Source organism: Pseudomonas sp. P5_152 (assembly GCF_033989915.1).
In the GTDB taxonomy this organism is placed as follows: domain Bacteria; phylum Pseudomonadota; class Gammaproteobacteria; order Pseudomonadales; family Pseudomonadaceae; genus Aquipseudomonas.
Genome location: NZ_JASFAH010000002.1, coordinates 4,603,040 through 4,616,056, shown reverse-complemented (window position 1 = coordinate 4,616,056; position 13,017 = coordinate 4,603,040). Strand labels below are relative to the sequence as shown.

At 62.5% G+C, this 13,017-nt stretch carries 15 protein-coding genes; 6 read left to right on the top strand and 9 right to left on the bottom strand.

The window, feature by feature from the left end; translation table 11 throughout:
- Positions 1-9: 9 nt before the first annotated feature.
- Positions 10-507 carry an MFS transporter gene (locus tag QMK50_RS20935; protein ID WP_095171667.1) on the bottom strand — a complete coding sequence of 166 codons (498 nt, stop codon included), beginning with the start codon at positions 505-507 and terminating at the stop codon, positions 10-12.
- 100 nt (positions 508-607) lie between these two features.
- Between QMK50_RS20935 and QMK50_RS20930 the strand changes: the two genes are divergently transcribed.
- On the top strand, positions 608-2,662 hold the full coding sequence (locus QMK50_RS20930) for a S9 family peptidase (RefSeq protein WP_320333864.1): 2,055 nt from the start codon (positions 608-610) through the stop codon (positions 2,660-2,662).
- 17 nt (positions 2,663-2,679) lie between these two features.
- Here QMK50_RS20930 and QMK50_RS20925 read toward each other — a convergent pair whose 3' ends face one another.
- On the bottom strand, positions 2,680-2,970 hold the full coding sequence (locus tag QMK50_RS20925; protein ID WP_320333863.1) for a hypothetical protein: 291 nt from the start codon (positions 2,968-2,970) through the stop codon (positions 2,680-2,682).
- A 93-nt stretch (positions 2,971-3,063) separates the two neighbouring features.
- Here QMK50_RS20925 and QMK50_RS20920 point away from each other — a divergent pair, with 93 nt between their 5' ends.
- The 4 genes from QMK50_RS20920 (at position 3,064) to QMK50_RS20905 (ending at position 5,230) form a co-directional block, all read left to right on the top strand.
- Positions 3,064-3,750 (top strand): spermidine synthase, encoded by a 687-nt coding sequence (locus QMK50_RS20920; RefSeq protein WP_095171697.1) that lies wholly within the window; start codon positions 3,064-3,066, stop codon positions 3,748-3,750.
- Between the two features lie 48 nt (positions 3,751-3,798).
- The gene (locus QMK50_RS20915; RefSeq protein WP_095171662.1) at positions 3,799-4,170 is read left to right on the top strand and encodes a YajD family HNH nuclease; all 372 of its coding nucleotides are present in this window, start codon (positions 3,799-3,801) and stop codon (positions 4,168-4,170) included.
- Between the two features lie 133 nt (positions 4,171-4,303).
- Positions 4,304-4,774 (top strand): RNA methyltransferase, encoded by a 471-nt coding sequence (locus QMK50_RS20910; protein WP_095171660.1) that lies wholly within the window; start codon positions 4,304-4,306, stop codon positions 4,772-4,774.
- Positions 4,775-4,852: 78 nt separating this feature from the next.
- Positions 4,853-5,230, top strand: a complete 378-nt coding sequence (locus tag QMK50_RS20905; RefSeq protein ID WP_095171658.1) for a DUF2892 domain-containing protein — start codon at positions 4,853-4,855, stop codon at positions 5,228-5,230.
- Between the two features lie 24 nt (positions 5,231-5,254).
- On the opposite strand, the gene QMK50_RS20900 is transcribed toward QMK50_RS20905, so the two are convergent.
- Both QMK50_RS20900 and QMK50_RS20895 read right to left on the bottom strand, forming a co-directional pair.
- Positions 5,255-6,478 (bottom strand): hypothetical protein, encoded by a 1,224-nt coding sequence (locus QMK50_RS20900; RefSeq protein WP_320333862.1) that lies wholly within the window; start codon positions 6,476-6,478, stop codon positions 5,255-5,257.
- A gap of 39 nt (positions 6,479-6,517) precedes the next feature.
- Positions 6,518-6,967 carry a YcgN family cysteine cluster protein gene (locus tag QMK50_RS20895; protein ID WP_095171655.1) on the bottom strand — a complete coding sequence of 150 codons (450 nt, stop codon included), beginning with the start codon at positions 6,965-6,967 and terminating at the stop codon, positions 6,518-6,520.
- 282 nt (positions 6,968-7,249) lie between these two features.
- Between QMK50_RS20895 and QMK50_RS20890 the strand changes: the two genes are divergently transcribed.
- Positions 7,250-7,843, top strand: a complete 594-nt coding sequence (locus QMK50_RS20890) for a nitroreductase family protein (RefSeq protein ID WP_320333861.1) — start codon at positions 7,250-7,252, stop codon at positions 7,841-7,843.
- An 86-nt stretch (positions 7,844-7,929) separates the two neighbouring features.
- Here the strand turns inward: QMK50_RS20890 and QMK50_RS20885 are convergent, their stop codons facing one another.
- From QMK50_RS20885 to QMK50_RS20865, 5 genes are all read right to left on the bottom strand, one after another.
- The gene (locus QMK50_RS20885; protein ID WP_095171652.1) at positions 7,930-8,862 is read right to left on the bottom strand and encodes a D-2-hydroxyacid dehydrogenase; all 933 of its coding nucleotides are present in this window, start codon (positions 8,860-8,862) and stop codon (positions 7,930-7,932) included.
- 92 nt (positions 8,863-8,954) lie between these two features.
- Positions 8,955-9,248, bottom strand: a complete 294-nt coding sequence (locus QMK50_RS20880) for a YcgL domain-containing protein (RefSeq protein WP_095171651.1) — start codon at positions 9,246-9,248, stop codon at positions 8,955-8,957.
- Complete coding sequence (gene rnd, locus QMK50_RS20875) at positions 9,245-10,378, bottom strand: ribonuclease D (RefSeq protein ID WP_320333860.1); 1,134 nt, start codon at positions 10,376-10,378, stop codon at positions 9,245-9,247. Before rnd ends, QMK50_RS20880 begins: the two co-directional genes overlap by 4 nt.
- A 117-nt stretch (positions 10,379-10,495) precedes the next feature.
- On the bottom strand, positions 10,496-11,155 hold the full coding sequence (locus QMK50_RS20870) for a class I SAM-dependent methyltransferase (RefSeq protein WP_320333859.1): 660 nt from the start codon (positions 11,153-11,155) through the stop codon (positions 10,496-10,498).
- Positions 11,156-11,225: 70 nt separating this feature from the next.
- Positions 11,226-12,875 (bottom strand): phosphoethanolamine--lipid A transferase, encoded by a 1,650-nt coding sequence (locus tag QMK50_RS20865; protein WP_320333858.1) that lies wholly within the window; start codon positions 12,873-12,875, stop codon positions 11,226-11,228.
- Positions 12,876-13,017: the final 142 nt, after the last annotated feature.

The window sequence follows — 13,017 nt, the reverse complement described above, 5'->3', positions numbered from 1 at the left end:
GCAGGGCTATCAGAGACGGGGTTCGACTCGCGAACGCTGGGGGTTGCTCGGCACAGGGGGGCGACCATAACGATCATCACCGGCCCCGCCGAAGGGTTGGTCGTCCTCGGGATCAGCCGCCTGGGCCGCGGCCTGGGCGGCAGCGGACTGCTGCTTGCGCGCCTTGGCGGCACGCTCGATTGGCAGACGGATCAGCACGAACACCAGGTACAGCGCGAGGGCGATGATGCCGTACATGAACAGGTCGGAGATGGCGCGCCAGGCGTTGTTGCCGACCTTGAACAGCAGGTCGAGGGCGGTAATGGCGATGGCCGGGGCGAATTTTTCCTTCACCGGGTCGATGATGGTCGGGCTGAACAACAGCACCGCCATGATCAGGCGCAGCGGCTCACGCAAGTAGCGCCACATCCAGCGGGTCATGCGCATCCACACCAACAGGCAGCCCAAAGCGGCAAAGGCGTAGAGGCCCCAAGCGATCAGATAGTCGTTCTCGGTCATGGTGTCCATGGCATGGCAGGCAAAGAGGCGCTTATGATAACGGCTTTTCACTGATCAGGCTGCACCGCTGTCCGTGAAGCCCTTTTTGCACACTTGCCGAGAGCCACCCATGCCCCATTGTGCCCACGCCAGTAGCGCCCCGATTGCCCACAAGGCCGACGGGGATGACCCGTACGCCTGGCTGCAGGAACGGGACACGGCGCCCGTGCTCGACTACCTCAAGGCCGAAAACGCCTATCAGCAAGCCATGCTGGCCGACCAGGCCGAGCTGCGTGAAAGCCTGTTCAACGAAATCAAGGGGCGGATTCTCGAGACCGACCTGTCGCTGCCCTCCCCTTGGGGTCCGTACCTGTACTACACCCGCACCACCGCCGGTGACGAGTACGCCCGGCATTACCGCTGCCCACGCCCGGCCGATGACGGTTTGCAGGTCGATGAAAGCGCCGAAGAATTGCTGCTGGACCCCAACGTGCTGGCCAACGGCGGCTTTTTCTCCCTGGGCGCCTTCAGCATCAGTCCCGACCACCGGCGCCTGGCCTACAGCCTCGACACCACCGGCGAGGAGATTTACACCCTGTTCGTCAAGGAACTGGCCAGCGGCAAGGTCAGCGAGCTTGCGTTCGAGGATTGCGACGGCAGCATGACCTGGGCCAACGACAGCCTGACGCTGTTCTTCGCCGAGCTCGACGACACCCATCGCCCGCACAAGCTGTACCGCTACCGCCTGGACGGCACGGTGGCCGAAGAAGTGTTCCATGAGCCCGACGGGCGGTTTTTCCTGCATTGTTATCGCGCCAGCTCCGAGCGCCAGTTGCTGCTGTCGCTGGGCAGCAAGACCACCAGCGAAGTCTGGGCACTCGATGCCTCCCAGCCGCAGCAGGCCTTCAGTTGCCTGGCGCCGCGGGTCGAAGACCATGAGTACGACGTCGATCACGGCCTGCTCGACGGGCAATGGAGCTGGCTGATCCGCACCAACCGCGATGGCATCAACTTCGCCCTGTACCAGGCCCCGGACACGGGACGGGTGCCGAGCGAGGACCAGTGGCAGAACCTGATCCCCCACAGTGACGAGGTCATGCTCGAAGGCCTGAGCCTGAACGCCAGCGCCATGACCCTGAGCCTGCGGATCGGCGGCTTGCCGATAATCGAAGTTCACCCACAGGGCCTGCCGACGTATCGCGTGCAACTGCCGGACGCGGCCTACAGCCTGTATGTACAGAACAGCCTGGAGTTTGTCAGCGACCGAATTCGCTTGCGTTATGAAGCGCTGAATCGCCCGGCCCAGGTACGCCAGCTGGAACTGGCCAACGGCGCGCAGCACGTCCTCAAGGAAACCCCGGTGCTCGGCCCGTTCGATGCAGATGCCTATGTCAGCCAGCGCCTGTGGGCGACGGCCCCGGATGGCACCCAGGTGCCGATCAGCCTGGTGGTCAAGCGCGAAATGCTCGGCCAGCCGACCCCGCTCTACCTCTATGGCTACGGCGCCTATGGTGAAAGCCTCGACCCGTGGTTCTCCCATGCGCGCCTGAGCCTGCTGGACCGTGGCGTGGCTTTTGCTATCGCCCATGTCCGCGGTGGCGGTGAGCTGGGCGAAGCCTGGTACCGCGCCGGCAAACAGCAACACAAGCAGAACAGCTTCGACGATTTCATCGCCTGCGCCGAACACCTGATCGCCAACGGTTTCACCAGCGCTGCGCAACTGGTGATCAGCGGTGGCAGCGCCGGAGGCCTGTTGATCGGCGCGGTGCTCAACCAACGCCCGGAGCTGTTCGCCGCAGCCATTGCCGAAGTGCCCTTTGTCGACGTGCTCAACACCATGCTCGACCCGGACCTGCCGCTGACCGTCACCGAATACGACGAGTGGGGCAACCCGCAAGAGCCCGAGGTCCATGCACGCATCAAGGCCTACGCCCCTTACGAAAACGTCCGCGCGCAAGCGTACCCGGCGACCCTGGTGATCGCAGGCTACAACGACAGCCGCGTGCAGTACTGGGAAGCCGCCAAGTGGGTGGCGAAACTGCGGGTGACCAAGACCGACGACAACCTATTGCTGCTCAAGACCGAACTGGGTGCCGGGCACGGCGGCATGAGCGGGCGTTACCAGGGCCTGCGCGACGTGGCCCTGGAATACGCCTTTGTGTTCAAGGTATTGGGGATCGCCTGAGGCGCCCTATCGGCGTTTCAACCGCCCGAGGTCTTGCTCTTTGCCGGGGTTGGTTCCAGCCCCGGCAAGGTCTGGTCCTTGGGCGGACTGGGCTTTTCGATAGGCGGCAACAGCAGCTCACGGCTGCTGCCACTGCCGGCCTTGGGCACTGGCGTGGGGGTGATCTGCGGATAAGGCGTGGGGGTTGCGGTGCCGGGAGAGCCGGGGGCCGCCGAAGGTGTGACCGGGATTGCCTGCAACTCTTGCGCGTGACCCGCACTAATCGAGAGCGCGGCCAACACAATGACCGTTAGAATGGTGCGCTTCATCAATGGCTCCGTTGCCCTTGCTTGATGCTTCAAGGCTACTCCCAACCGCGCAAGAATGCCCTGATCAATGCCAGTTTTCCCAATGAGATTCCCATGAAACGTTTCGTTCTGCTCGACACCACCCCAATCCCCGAAAACGGCGGAGCCCTGTGCCTGTTCGAGTACGGCGAGGATTTCGTCATCAAGATCCAGGGCGGCGATGGCGGGCAACTGATGAACACCCGCATGCACGGCTCCGAAGACGCCCTGGCGGAGATTCCCTGCCGCAAGGTGGCTGGCCGGCCGAACTCGCGGGTGCTGATCGGCGGCCTGGGCATGGGCTTCACCCTCGCCTCGGCGCTCAAGCACCTGGGCAAGAGCGCTGAAGTGGTGGTCGCCGAGCTGGTGCCGGGGGTGGTGGAGTGGAACCGCGGCCCTCTGGGCGAGAAAGCCGGCAAGCCGTTACTGGATCCGCGCACGGTGATCCGCATGGAAGACGTGGCCAAGGTCCTGCAAGCCGAACCCCAGGGCTTCGACGCGATCATGCTCGACGTCGACAACGGCCCCGAAGGCCTGACCCAGAAAGCCAACAGCTGGCTGTACTCCGCCGGTGGCCTGGCCGCCTGCGCCAAGGCCCTGCGCCCCAAGGGCGTGCTGGCCGTGTGGTCGGCCAGTGCCGACCGGCAGTTTTCCGACAAACTGAAAAAAGCCGGCTTCAAGGCCGAAGAGGTGCAGGTGTTCGCCCATGGCAACAAGGGCACTCGCCACACCATCTGGATTGCCGAGAAGCTCAAGGGCTGAGCTAAACTCTGTTGATAACCGTCATTCGTCTTCTACAAAGGTGAACCCATGAGTTCGTCCACCCCAACCAACACCTCGAAACTGGACCGAATCCTCGCTGACAACCAGCGCGACAAGGAAATGGGTTACCGCGACAAGGCCCTGAAGATGTATCCGCACGTCTGCGGGCGCTGCACCCGTGAGTTCTCCGGCAAGCGCCTGAGCGAGTTGACCGTGCACCACCGCGACCACAACCACGACAACAACCCGCAGGACGGTTCCAACTGGGAGCTGTTGTGCCTGTATTGCCACGACAACGAACACTCGCGCTACACCGACCAGCAGTACTTCAGCGAAGGCTCCCTGAGCACCCCGAAAATCGCCAAGGCAACCCACAACCCGTTTGCCGCGTTGGCCGGGCTGATGAAAAAAGACGATTGAAAAGGTTGCTTCATCGCGAGCAGCGCTCCGTCTGCTCGCGATGGTGAGGCCGCAAACACCAGCAATCCGCAAATCAGACACCCTCCCCCATTCCCCGTATAATCGCGCTCTTTTTCCCGAAGGCACCCCGCTCGTGGCAGACAAACGGTACAGCTGCATTGGTTTGTATAACCCCAAATCACCGGAGAACGTTGGCTCGGTGATGCGCGCCGCTGGCTGTTATGGCGTGGCCTCGGTGTTCTACACCGGCAAGCGCTATGAACGCGCCGCCGACTTCGTCACCGACACCAAGCGGGTGCACTACGACATTCCGCTGATCGGCATCGACGACCTGAAGAAAATCCTCCCGCTGGGCTGCGTCCCGGTCGCGGTCGAACTGGTGGAAGGCGCCCGCTCGCTGCCCGAGTACACCCACCCGGACCGCGCGCTGTACATCTTCGGCCCCGAAGATGGTTCGCTGGACAAAGAGATCCGCGACTGGTGCGAAGACGTGGTCTACATTCCCACCACCGGCTGCATGAACCTGGCCGCCACCGTCAACGTGGTGCTGTACGACCGCATGGCCAAGGGCCTGAATACCCGTTCCGGGCCTAAATTCCGCTGATCGGCCCCACGCCCGATGGAACGACTCGCGCACTGGCGCAGTCAGTTTTATATCCATTGCCCCTTGAGGAGAAAGATGATGAACGAACTCAAACGCGTAGAACGTATCGACTCCACTCCCTTTCAGACCCAACCCACCCAGAACGTGCACGGCTGGGAACGCATCGGCTCGCTGGCGGGTGGCGTGGTGATGGTGGGCAAGGGCCTGCGCCGTGGCGGCGTGTTCGGCCTGATCCAGGTGGCGCTCGGTGGCGTCGCCCTGGCGCGGGGTATCACCGGCCATAGCTCGGCAAAAAGCTTCCTGGAAAAGAGCCGCCAGGACCTGGACAACGTCCGCGCGAAAATCGAACGGGCCGGCGAGGACCTGAAAATCCTCAAGGCCAATGCCGAGGCCGCGACCCACACCGCGCCAGTGGCCAGAAACGATTCGTTGAACTCACCCAAGTCTGGGGTGTAATCCGCGCGACGCGCGACGCACGCGCTAGTGCAGCAACTCGCTGCCCAGGACCTTCGATGGCTCGCCGATGATGCTTTCGGCCAATGCCACGAACTCCTGGGTGCTGATCCGTTCCAGGTGCATGGCACCGCGGAGCATGTCGTCGAGTGAGCGCTTGTTGCGGGTCTTCAGGCGAATCTCGCGATCCAACTCCTGCATCAGCAATACCGCCCTGGCCACCTGGGCCGGATTGGCCTGCTCGCCGCGCAGGCTACTGACTCCATGGCCGGTCTTGGCCAGGCTGTTTTCCAGCACCTGATAGCGCTCATCGCTCATGCCGCCGGCCCGGCGCAGCAGTTCAATGGCGTAGTACTCGGCAAACCCTTCGCTGATCCAGTCACTGCGCTCTTCGTCGCTGATCCGCGCGAACATCTGCGCCAGTTCACGCAACAACGGGCTGTTGCCGCTTTCGCTGATCAGCGGCAGACGGCTGTGCAGGTAGATCGATTCATGCCCGGCCGTGCTGCCGCGCCACATCGGGTCGGCGGCGCCGACGATCAGCAACTTGCCCGGATGGCGAGGATACAGCGCCTGCACCTGCGGCCAGACGAATGTCAGCAGGGTCAGCACGTCCATGCGGCGCATACCCTGCCCGCGCGGCGAGGCAACCGTGACTTCGCTCTCGCCCAGACGAGTGCGGCGCGTGCCCAGGTTGCCGGCGAGCATCCAGCCGGTGGGTCGGTCAAACAGTCGGGAGACGTTATCGATACGAAAGCGGTTCTTGCCAATGCGCGGCCAGGCCGTCTCGATGCTTTTCCAGCCCGCTGGCAATTCGAACACCAGGCGCGCCACCAACTCGATGCCATCTTGTTGATCCAGGCGCGCTGCCGGCACCAGGTCATCCCCGCGCATCAAGGCCCAGTTCGGCGTCATGCGGGTCTCGAAGGTGGTGTTCTTGCGTGGCTGGCTGATACGCACCCGATAGGTCAGGCTGGCCTTGTCGGGGGCAGGTCGCCAGACGCCGCGCACGGCCTTGCCTGGGGTCAGTTGCCACTGGCCGTCGGCCTTGAAATCGCTGTAGCGGCTGCCGTCCGCCAGGTCAAAATCGAGGCTGCGCACCGCCGAGCCCTGAGCCAGGGTCACGCGCACTTCGGCCTGGTCGCTTTGCGGCAACAGGCGCACGTGGTAATCCAGATCGACCTTCTTGGCCGCCCACACCGATGAACTCAGCACCAGCAGCGACAATGCCAATGACAAGCGCACAGCCATACACACTCCTTCGTGATTCACTTGGACAACGCGCGGCGCTTAACCTGCGCGAAAAATCAGATGATCTTCCCAATCATCCTCGGCCACACTGCCCTCGGCGAGCATGCGCCCGGACTGAGAGATTCGCTCATGGTGCACCGCGTCGCGATCGCCGCACACCAGGTGATGCCAGAGCGGCAAGTCCTTGCCTTCACTGACCAGGCGATAACCGCAGGTCGGCGGCAACCACTTGAACTCATCGGCCTTGCCCGGCGTCAGCTGGATGCAGTCCGGCACCGACTCGCGGCGGTTCGGGTAGTCACTGCACTGACAGGTCTTGAGGTCCAGCAGTTTGCAGGCGATGCGCGTGTAGTAGACGCTGTTGTCGTCTTCATCCTCGAGCTTTTGCAGGCAGCACAGACCACAGCCATCGCACAACGACTCCCACTCCTGCTGGTCGAGTTGGGCGAGGGTCTTGCGTATCCAGAACGGTTCAACTTTGGCGGCCATGGTTCAAGCATCTGCATCAGCGGTGGAAAAGGCCGCCAGTCTAGTGCCCAAGCCCCCGCGGGCCAAGCGCTGGCGACTGCCGGTACGCCGGCACTTGTCAGTTTTCCCGCGGCGCAGTAGCTTTGCAGGTCACAACGACCCCGGCCCAGGGAGTCATCAACGCCCACCGCGTTGCACCCGGGCGAGCTGCCAGGGGTCGCAAAAACCCCACTGCCCAGCCAACTGTGCGCCCCCGGTTTTTATTGCTGTGTACCCTCATCGACCTTGCCAGGAATCTCTTTCATGAGCGCCAATCCCCGCGTTGCCGAATATGCCATCCACCCGCAGTTCACCGATCGCTGGTCGCCACGGGCCTTTACCGGTGAAGCGATCCCGGAAGAAACCCTGCTGAGCTTTTTCGAAGCCGCCCGCTGGGCACCTTCGGCCTACAACTCGCAACCTTGGCGGTTTCTCTACGCGCGCCGGGACACGCCGAACTGGGAGCGCTTCCTTGGCCTGCTGAATGAGTTCAACCGTGGCTGGGCCCAGCACGCGTCGGCGCTGGTGATCGTGATCTCGAAAACCACCTTCACCGCGCCTGGTGCCGAGGCCGAAACCCCGGCCTTGTGGCACACCTTCGACACCGGCTCGGCCTGGGGCCACCTGGCCCTGCAAGCCTCCATCAGCGGCTGGCACACCCACGGCATGGCCGGCTTCGATCAGGAGCTGACCCGCAAGGAGCTGAATATTCCAGAAGGCTACGCGCTGCACGCCGCCGTGGCGATCGGCAAGCTGGGCGACAAGGGCACCCTGGCCGAGTACCTGCAAGCCCGAGAAGTACCAAGCCCACGCCGGCCGCTGAGCGAACTGGCGGCCGAGGGCGATTTCACCCTGTAAGCACAGTAATTCCTGGGGGGTTGCTAATCCCCCACATACCCACAGTGATTCTGGGTGTTCGCTGATCCCGCGTAGCTGGGGTTGTCTCAATAGCCGCGGTTGAAATCCACTTCGCCGCGCAGCGCTTCCCCGGCCTGATAGGCCCGCAGGTTTTCGACAAACAGCTGCGTCATCAGCGCCGGTGAAGTCGGTGCCGAGCTGTGGCCGGTCAACAGCAAGCCCCAGGCGGTCCAGAATGGGTGCCGCTGGGGCAGCGGTTCCTGGCGGCAAACATCGATGACCGCGCCAGCCAGGTGCCCTTCCTTCAAGGCTTCCACCAGGTCGGCATCGACCACCGCCACACCGCGCCCGGCGTTGATCAGCAGGCCCGTAGGCTTGAACTGCTTGAACAGCGCGGCATCGTACAGGTCATGGGTGCTCGGAGTGTTGGGCAGCAGGTTGACCACATAATCGACCTCACCCACCAGGCGCCCGAGGTCCTGCAACCCGGCTACTTCGATGAACGGTGCCTGTTCACGAGGCGTGCTGGCGATGCCGTACAACTGCACACCAAATGGCTTGAGGAACTCGGCAACGCTCTGGCCAATGTCCCCGGTGCCGACGATCAGCACCTTGCGCCCGACCAGGCTCTGGCCCTGGCGGCTGTCCCACTTGCGCTCGACCTGGCTGACCAGGCGCGGCAGCACTTCGCGCTCATGTCCGAGCATGTAGGTGAGCACGTACTCGGCCATCACCTGGCCAAAAATCCCCACGGCGCGGGTCAGGCGGTAATGCCGTGGAAGCCCTTCTACCAGCAGCGGCGTGATGCCGGCCCAGGTCGACTGCAGCCACTGGGGCTGGTGGCCTTGGCGCAATAGCGTTGCCAGCAAGTCGGGCTGCCCCAGCCACACCGGGCAGTCGGCAGCCAGGTTGGCCAGTTCCGCGGAGTCGCCGCTGGTCATGACCTGCAGCTCGGGTGCCAGCTGTCCCAGGAGTTGGGCATACACAGCGTGGTCGTGTTCGGCAATCAGAACGCGCATGGTTCAAACCTTAAAAAACAGTGCACAAGGCCGCCGAGGGAGTGCGCTCCCCCGTTTGCGGCCACCGCCAGAAAATCCAGTGCCGGTCGCCGTCAGATCGGATCGTTACGTCGCAACAACTCTTCGGGCAAGTGCTCGATGTACTCGTCTTCGGCTGGCGGCATTTGCAGGTGGTAGCCCTGCTTGTCGAGGTTTTCCAGGACCTGGGTAATGTCCTCACGCGAAAGCTTGCGCTCCGGAGTCAGCACCAGGTCGAAGGCGTGATGGGGTTTGCCGAAGGCCAGCAGCAGGCTTTCCGGTACGCGCTCCAGAGCATCGCTCTTGAGCACGTAGAGGTACATTTCGTTTTTCTTCAGGCTTCGGTAAATCGAGCAGATACGTTTCAAGGCTGTTCTCCGGCAGTGGCCAGGCTGTCGAGCAAGGCCTGGCCCATCAGTTCGCGGCGCCAGCCACGCAGCGATTCAGGCAATTGGTAGGGACCGTCCGGGAAGCCGCTCTTGAGCAAGGCCTCCAGGGTCTTCTTGCGCAACATCAGTTCGGGCGCGATGTTCAAGCGCTCCGCTTCGGCCTGGCCCAGCGCGCGCAGGCGCTTGACCAGGGCGGCGGCTTCGATCGGCAACGGCTCGGGCACAGCGGCTGGCCATTGCTCGGAGGGCACGCTGCCGGCCCGTTTGATCAGGTCCAGCAGGAACTCGCCGTCCTGGCGCACGGTGCGCGGGTGCATGTCTTCGATTTTTGCCAGCGCCGCGAGGTTGTCCGGCTGGGTCCGGGCCAACGGCCACAACGAATGCTCACGCACGATGCGGTTGCGCGGCAGGTCACGGGCCCGGGCTTCAAGCTCGCGCCAGGCACACAGCTCGCGCAGCACGACCAGTTGGGCGCGGGACAGTTTCCAGGCCAGCTTGGCCTCGCGGTAGACCTCGTACGGGTCGGTTTCGCGGCGTAGGTTAGCCACCAGTTCGGCGCCATCCTCCAGGACCCAGGCAAACTTGTCATCCGACAACTTCGGCCGCAGGCGCACGAACACTTCTGCCAGGTGCAGGGCGTCTTCGGCGGCGTAGCTGATCTGGGTCTCCGACAGCGGGCGTTGCAGCCAGTCCGAGCGGGTTTCACCCTTGGGCAGGTCGATGTCCAGCACTTGCGAGACCAGGCGCGAGTAGCCCATGGAGAAGCCCAGGTTCAGGTAGGCGGCAGCCAGCTGGGTATCGAACAGCGGCGCCGGCAGGCTGCCGGTCAGGCGCAGCAGGACTTCGAGGTCTTCACTGCAGGCATGCAGCACCTTGAGCACAGCCGGGTTTTCCAGCAATGCCGCCAGGGGCTGCCAATCGTCGATGGTCAAAGGGTCAATCAGGTAAGCGCGCACGCCGTCGCCGATCTGCAGCAAGCCTGCAATCGGATAGAAGGTGTCGACCCGCATGAATTCTGTGTCGAGGGCGACGAACGGCAACTGCTGCCATTGGGCGCAAAACTGACCGAGGCTATCGTTGTCGCGAATCCAGTGAATATCGATGGCCACACGGCTCTCCCTTGAAGAATGGCGCGCAGTATATATCGCCCCCGGCGATTTCCGCGCATCCACTGAGCAAGAGCGTAGGCGAAATGATCTACGGCACGCGCTCAAGCGCTCGCCGGATCAGTCCTGGCTGAGTTTGCGCAGGACGTACACCCGGGTCGCAGCAATGCCCGGCAACACATCCTGGTGCATGAGGATCTTGAAGCCGGCCGCCTTGAACTCGGCCTCCAACTGGTTTTTTCCGACCCCGGGCGCCTGCGTCGCCAGGCCGGCGACCCAATTGCAGCGACCCGCCAGCCGCACCACCACAATCAAAGTGTCCCGGCTCACCCGCTGGAACTCCTGGAGCAAGGCCATGCGGTGTTCGGCGCAGGCCAGGTGCTGGAACAACGTCGAACAGACGATGCAATCCACCGCATTGGCCGACAGGCCGATGGAGAAGGCCGAACTCTGCAAGGTCCGGATGCGTGTCAGCAGGCTCGTCGAGTGGTGCGTACGGGCATGCTTGAGCGTGTCTGGGGAGGGGTCGGCCGCCAGGATCACCCGGTTGCCGTGCTCCCCCAATACCGGCCAGTACCGTCCGACGCCACAGGCCACATCCAGCACCAGGCCAGGCTCCCCTGCTTCGTTGAGCGCATTGCGCAGTAACTGCTCGCGGCGCCACTGCGCCAAACGCTGGCGCCAACCCGGTGGTTGGGGCTCGACGCAGGCACAGGCGTGCTGCTGGCCATGGCGTTCAGCAGATTCGCGCTCGATGGAAGATGGCGGGTGGGCGGACATGAGGGCGACTCTTATAAGGTGTCTGCTGGGGCCAGCCTGGGGGCTGGCGTAGAGATAAGGTGGCTGGCGTTCAATCCTTGGCCAGGACGCCATCGACCACGGCACCTCGGCAGCCGGCGAACAGGTCCAGGTCGGGGTTGTAGACCTTGCTGTTGACCTCCAGCAGCCCCAGCATCGAATGAAACAGGTTGTCCTGGCTCAGGGGCTTTTCCCGGCTCAGTTGCAAGCAGTGGGTGTCGACCGAGAACGCCTTCTGATAACTGTCGGAGAACCAGGCGAGCATCGCGACATGCTTCTGCTGGTCGGGGGCGAGCATGTAGGGCGTGCCATGCAGGTACAGGTTGTACTCGCCCAGGGATTCGCCGTGGTCCGACAGGTACAACATGGCCGTGTCGACTTTTTCCTGGTTGTTGCGCAACAGGTCGATCAGCGTCGACAGCACATGGTCGGTGTAGACCAGAGTGTTGTCGTAGCCATTAACGATGCTTTCCCGACTGCAATTGTTCAGCGCGTTGCTCTCGCACACGGGGGTGAAACGCTCGTACTCCTTGGGATAGCGCTTGAAGTACTCGGGACCGTGGCTGCCCATCTGGTGCAGGACCAGCACGGTGTCCTTGTCCAGGGTGTCGATGAAGTGCTGCAGGCCCTGCAGCAGGATTTCATCGCGGCATTCACTGTTGGCGCAGAGCACCGGGTCCTTGAAGTTGCTGACATCTTCCAGGGTCACCCGGTCGCAGGTGCCCTTGCAACCCGACTGGTTGTCCCGCCAGATTACGTCCAGCCCCGCATGTTTGAGCACATCCAGCAGGCCTTCCTCATTCTTCGCCTTGCTGGCGTCATAGTCCTTGCGCCCCATGTTGGAGAACATGCAGGGCACCGAGACCGCGGTTTCCGTGCCGCAGGAGTGCACGTCGGTAAAGGCGATCAGCCCCACTTCCTGGTTCAGTTTCGGCGTGGTGTCACGCCCGTAGCCAAGAATCCCGAAGTTCTCGGCGCGGGCACTTTCGCCCACCACCAGTACGGTCAGCGATTTGCGCCCGTGGGTCTGCCAGGTCGGATTGCGCTGGGCGTCTTCGCCGAGTTTGACGAACGGTTGCTGTGCGGACTTCACTTGCTCGCGCAAATAACCGATGGAAGCGCCGATGTAATTGCTCGGCACTACCATCAAGCGCAACTCGTGGTGATTGCGAAACAACGAAGACAACCCTTGATAGTTAACCAGTGCCACGCCACCGATGACCACGGCCGAGGCGCCGGCGACCAACACTTTACTGAGCAACTCACGGTGCCAGCGACGATAACTAATCGGGGTTTTCCACAGAATAAATGACGGCAGCACACCCAATAACAAGTTGTACGCCAGCAACTTTAGCGACAACAGGTCGCGAACTTCGCTGGCATTGGTCTCGGCAAAGTTACGCAACATCCCGGCATCGACCAGCACGCCGTATTGACTCATGAAATACGCCACGCCGGCACTGGCCATGAACATCAGAGTCAGCACTGGCTTGAACACTGGACGGAAGGCCAGCAGGGTCAGGATCAGGTTGAACGCACAGAGAATCATGACGCCGAACGCCACCCGCATACCGATACCTTGGGCATCGCTGGCGATAATGTCGAACAGGTGTTGCCAGAGGACAGCGTTGTAGCCAGCCAATAGAAACGCACTGGCAATCAACGTCACCCATTCCGGGCGCACGGCTTTTATTTTAAACATGGGAGGTCTGCTTGTTCCTGAAGTAGGTGCCGCCAACAAAGAACGAACTATTCTTTCCTGACCACGGCACAAACTTTAAGCAGCCTTGCATCAATATTTCGTGAAAAAGACGCCAACAAATAGTGGGTTAACCGCTATTTGT

Excerpts from the sequence above, each read along its gene's own strand:
- QMK50_RS20935 (WP_095171667.1), bottom strand. The coding sequence starts at position 507 with ATGGACACCATGACCGAGAACGACTATCTGATCGCTTGGGGCCTCTAC.
- QMK50_RS20930 (WP_320333864.1), top strand. The coding sequence starts at position 608 with ATGCCCCATTGTGCCCACGCCAGTAGCGCCCCGATTGCCCACAAGGCC.
- QMK50_RS20925 (WP_320333863.1), bottom strand. The coding sequence starts at position 2,970 with ATGAAGCGCACCATTCTAACGGTCATTGTGTTGGCCGCGCTCTCGATT.
- QMK50_RS20920 (WP_095171697.1), top strand. The coding sequence starts at position 3,064 with ATGAAACGTTTCGTTCTGCTCGACACCACCCCAATCCCCGAAAACGGC.
- QMK50_RS20915 (WP_095171662.1), top strand. The coding sequence starts at position 3,799 with ATGAGTTCGTCCACCCCAACCAACACCTCGAAACTGGACCGAATCCTC.
- QMK50_RS20905 (WP_095171658.1), top strand. The coding sequence starts at position 4,853 with ATGAACGAACTCAAACGCGTAGAACGTATCGACTCCACTCCCTTTCAG.
- QMK50_RS20900 (WP_320333862.1), bottom strand. The coding sequence starts at position 6,478 with ATGGCTGTGCGCTTGTCATTGGCATTGTCGCTGCTGGTGCTGAGTTCA.
- QMK50_RS20895 (WP_095171655.1), bottom strand. The coding sequence starts at position 6,967 with ATGGCCGCCAAAGTTGAACCGTTCTGGATACGCAAGACCCTCGCCCAA.
- QMK50_RS20890 (WP_320333861.1), top strand. The coding sequence starts at position 7,250 with ATGAGCGCCAATCCCCGCGTTGCCGAATATGCCATCCACCCGCAGTTC.
- QMK50_RS20885 (WP_095171652.1), bottom strand. The coding sequence starts at position 8,862 with ATGCGCGTTCTGATTGCCGAACACGACCACGCTGTGTATGCCCAACTC.
- QMK50_RS20870 (WP_320333859.1), bottom strand. The coding sequence starts at position 11,155 with ATGTCCGCCCACCCGCCATCTTCCATCGAGCGCGAATCTGCTGAACGC.
- QMK50_RS20865 (WP_320333858.1), bottom strand. The coding sequence starts at position 12,875 with ATGTTTAAAATAAAAGCCGTGCGCCCGGAATGGGTGACGTTGATTGCC.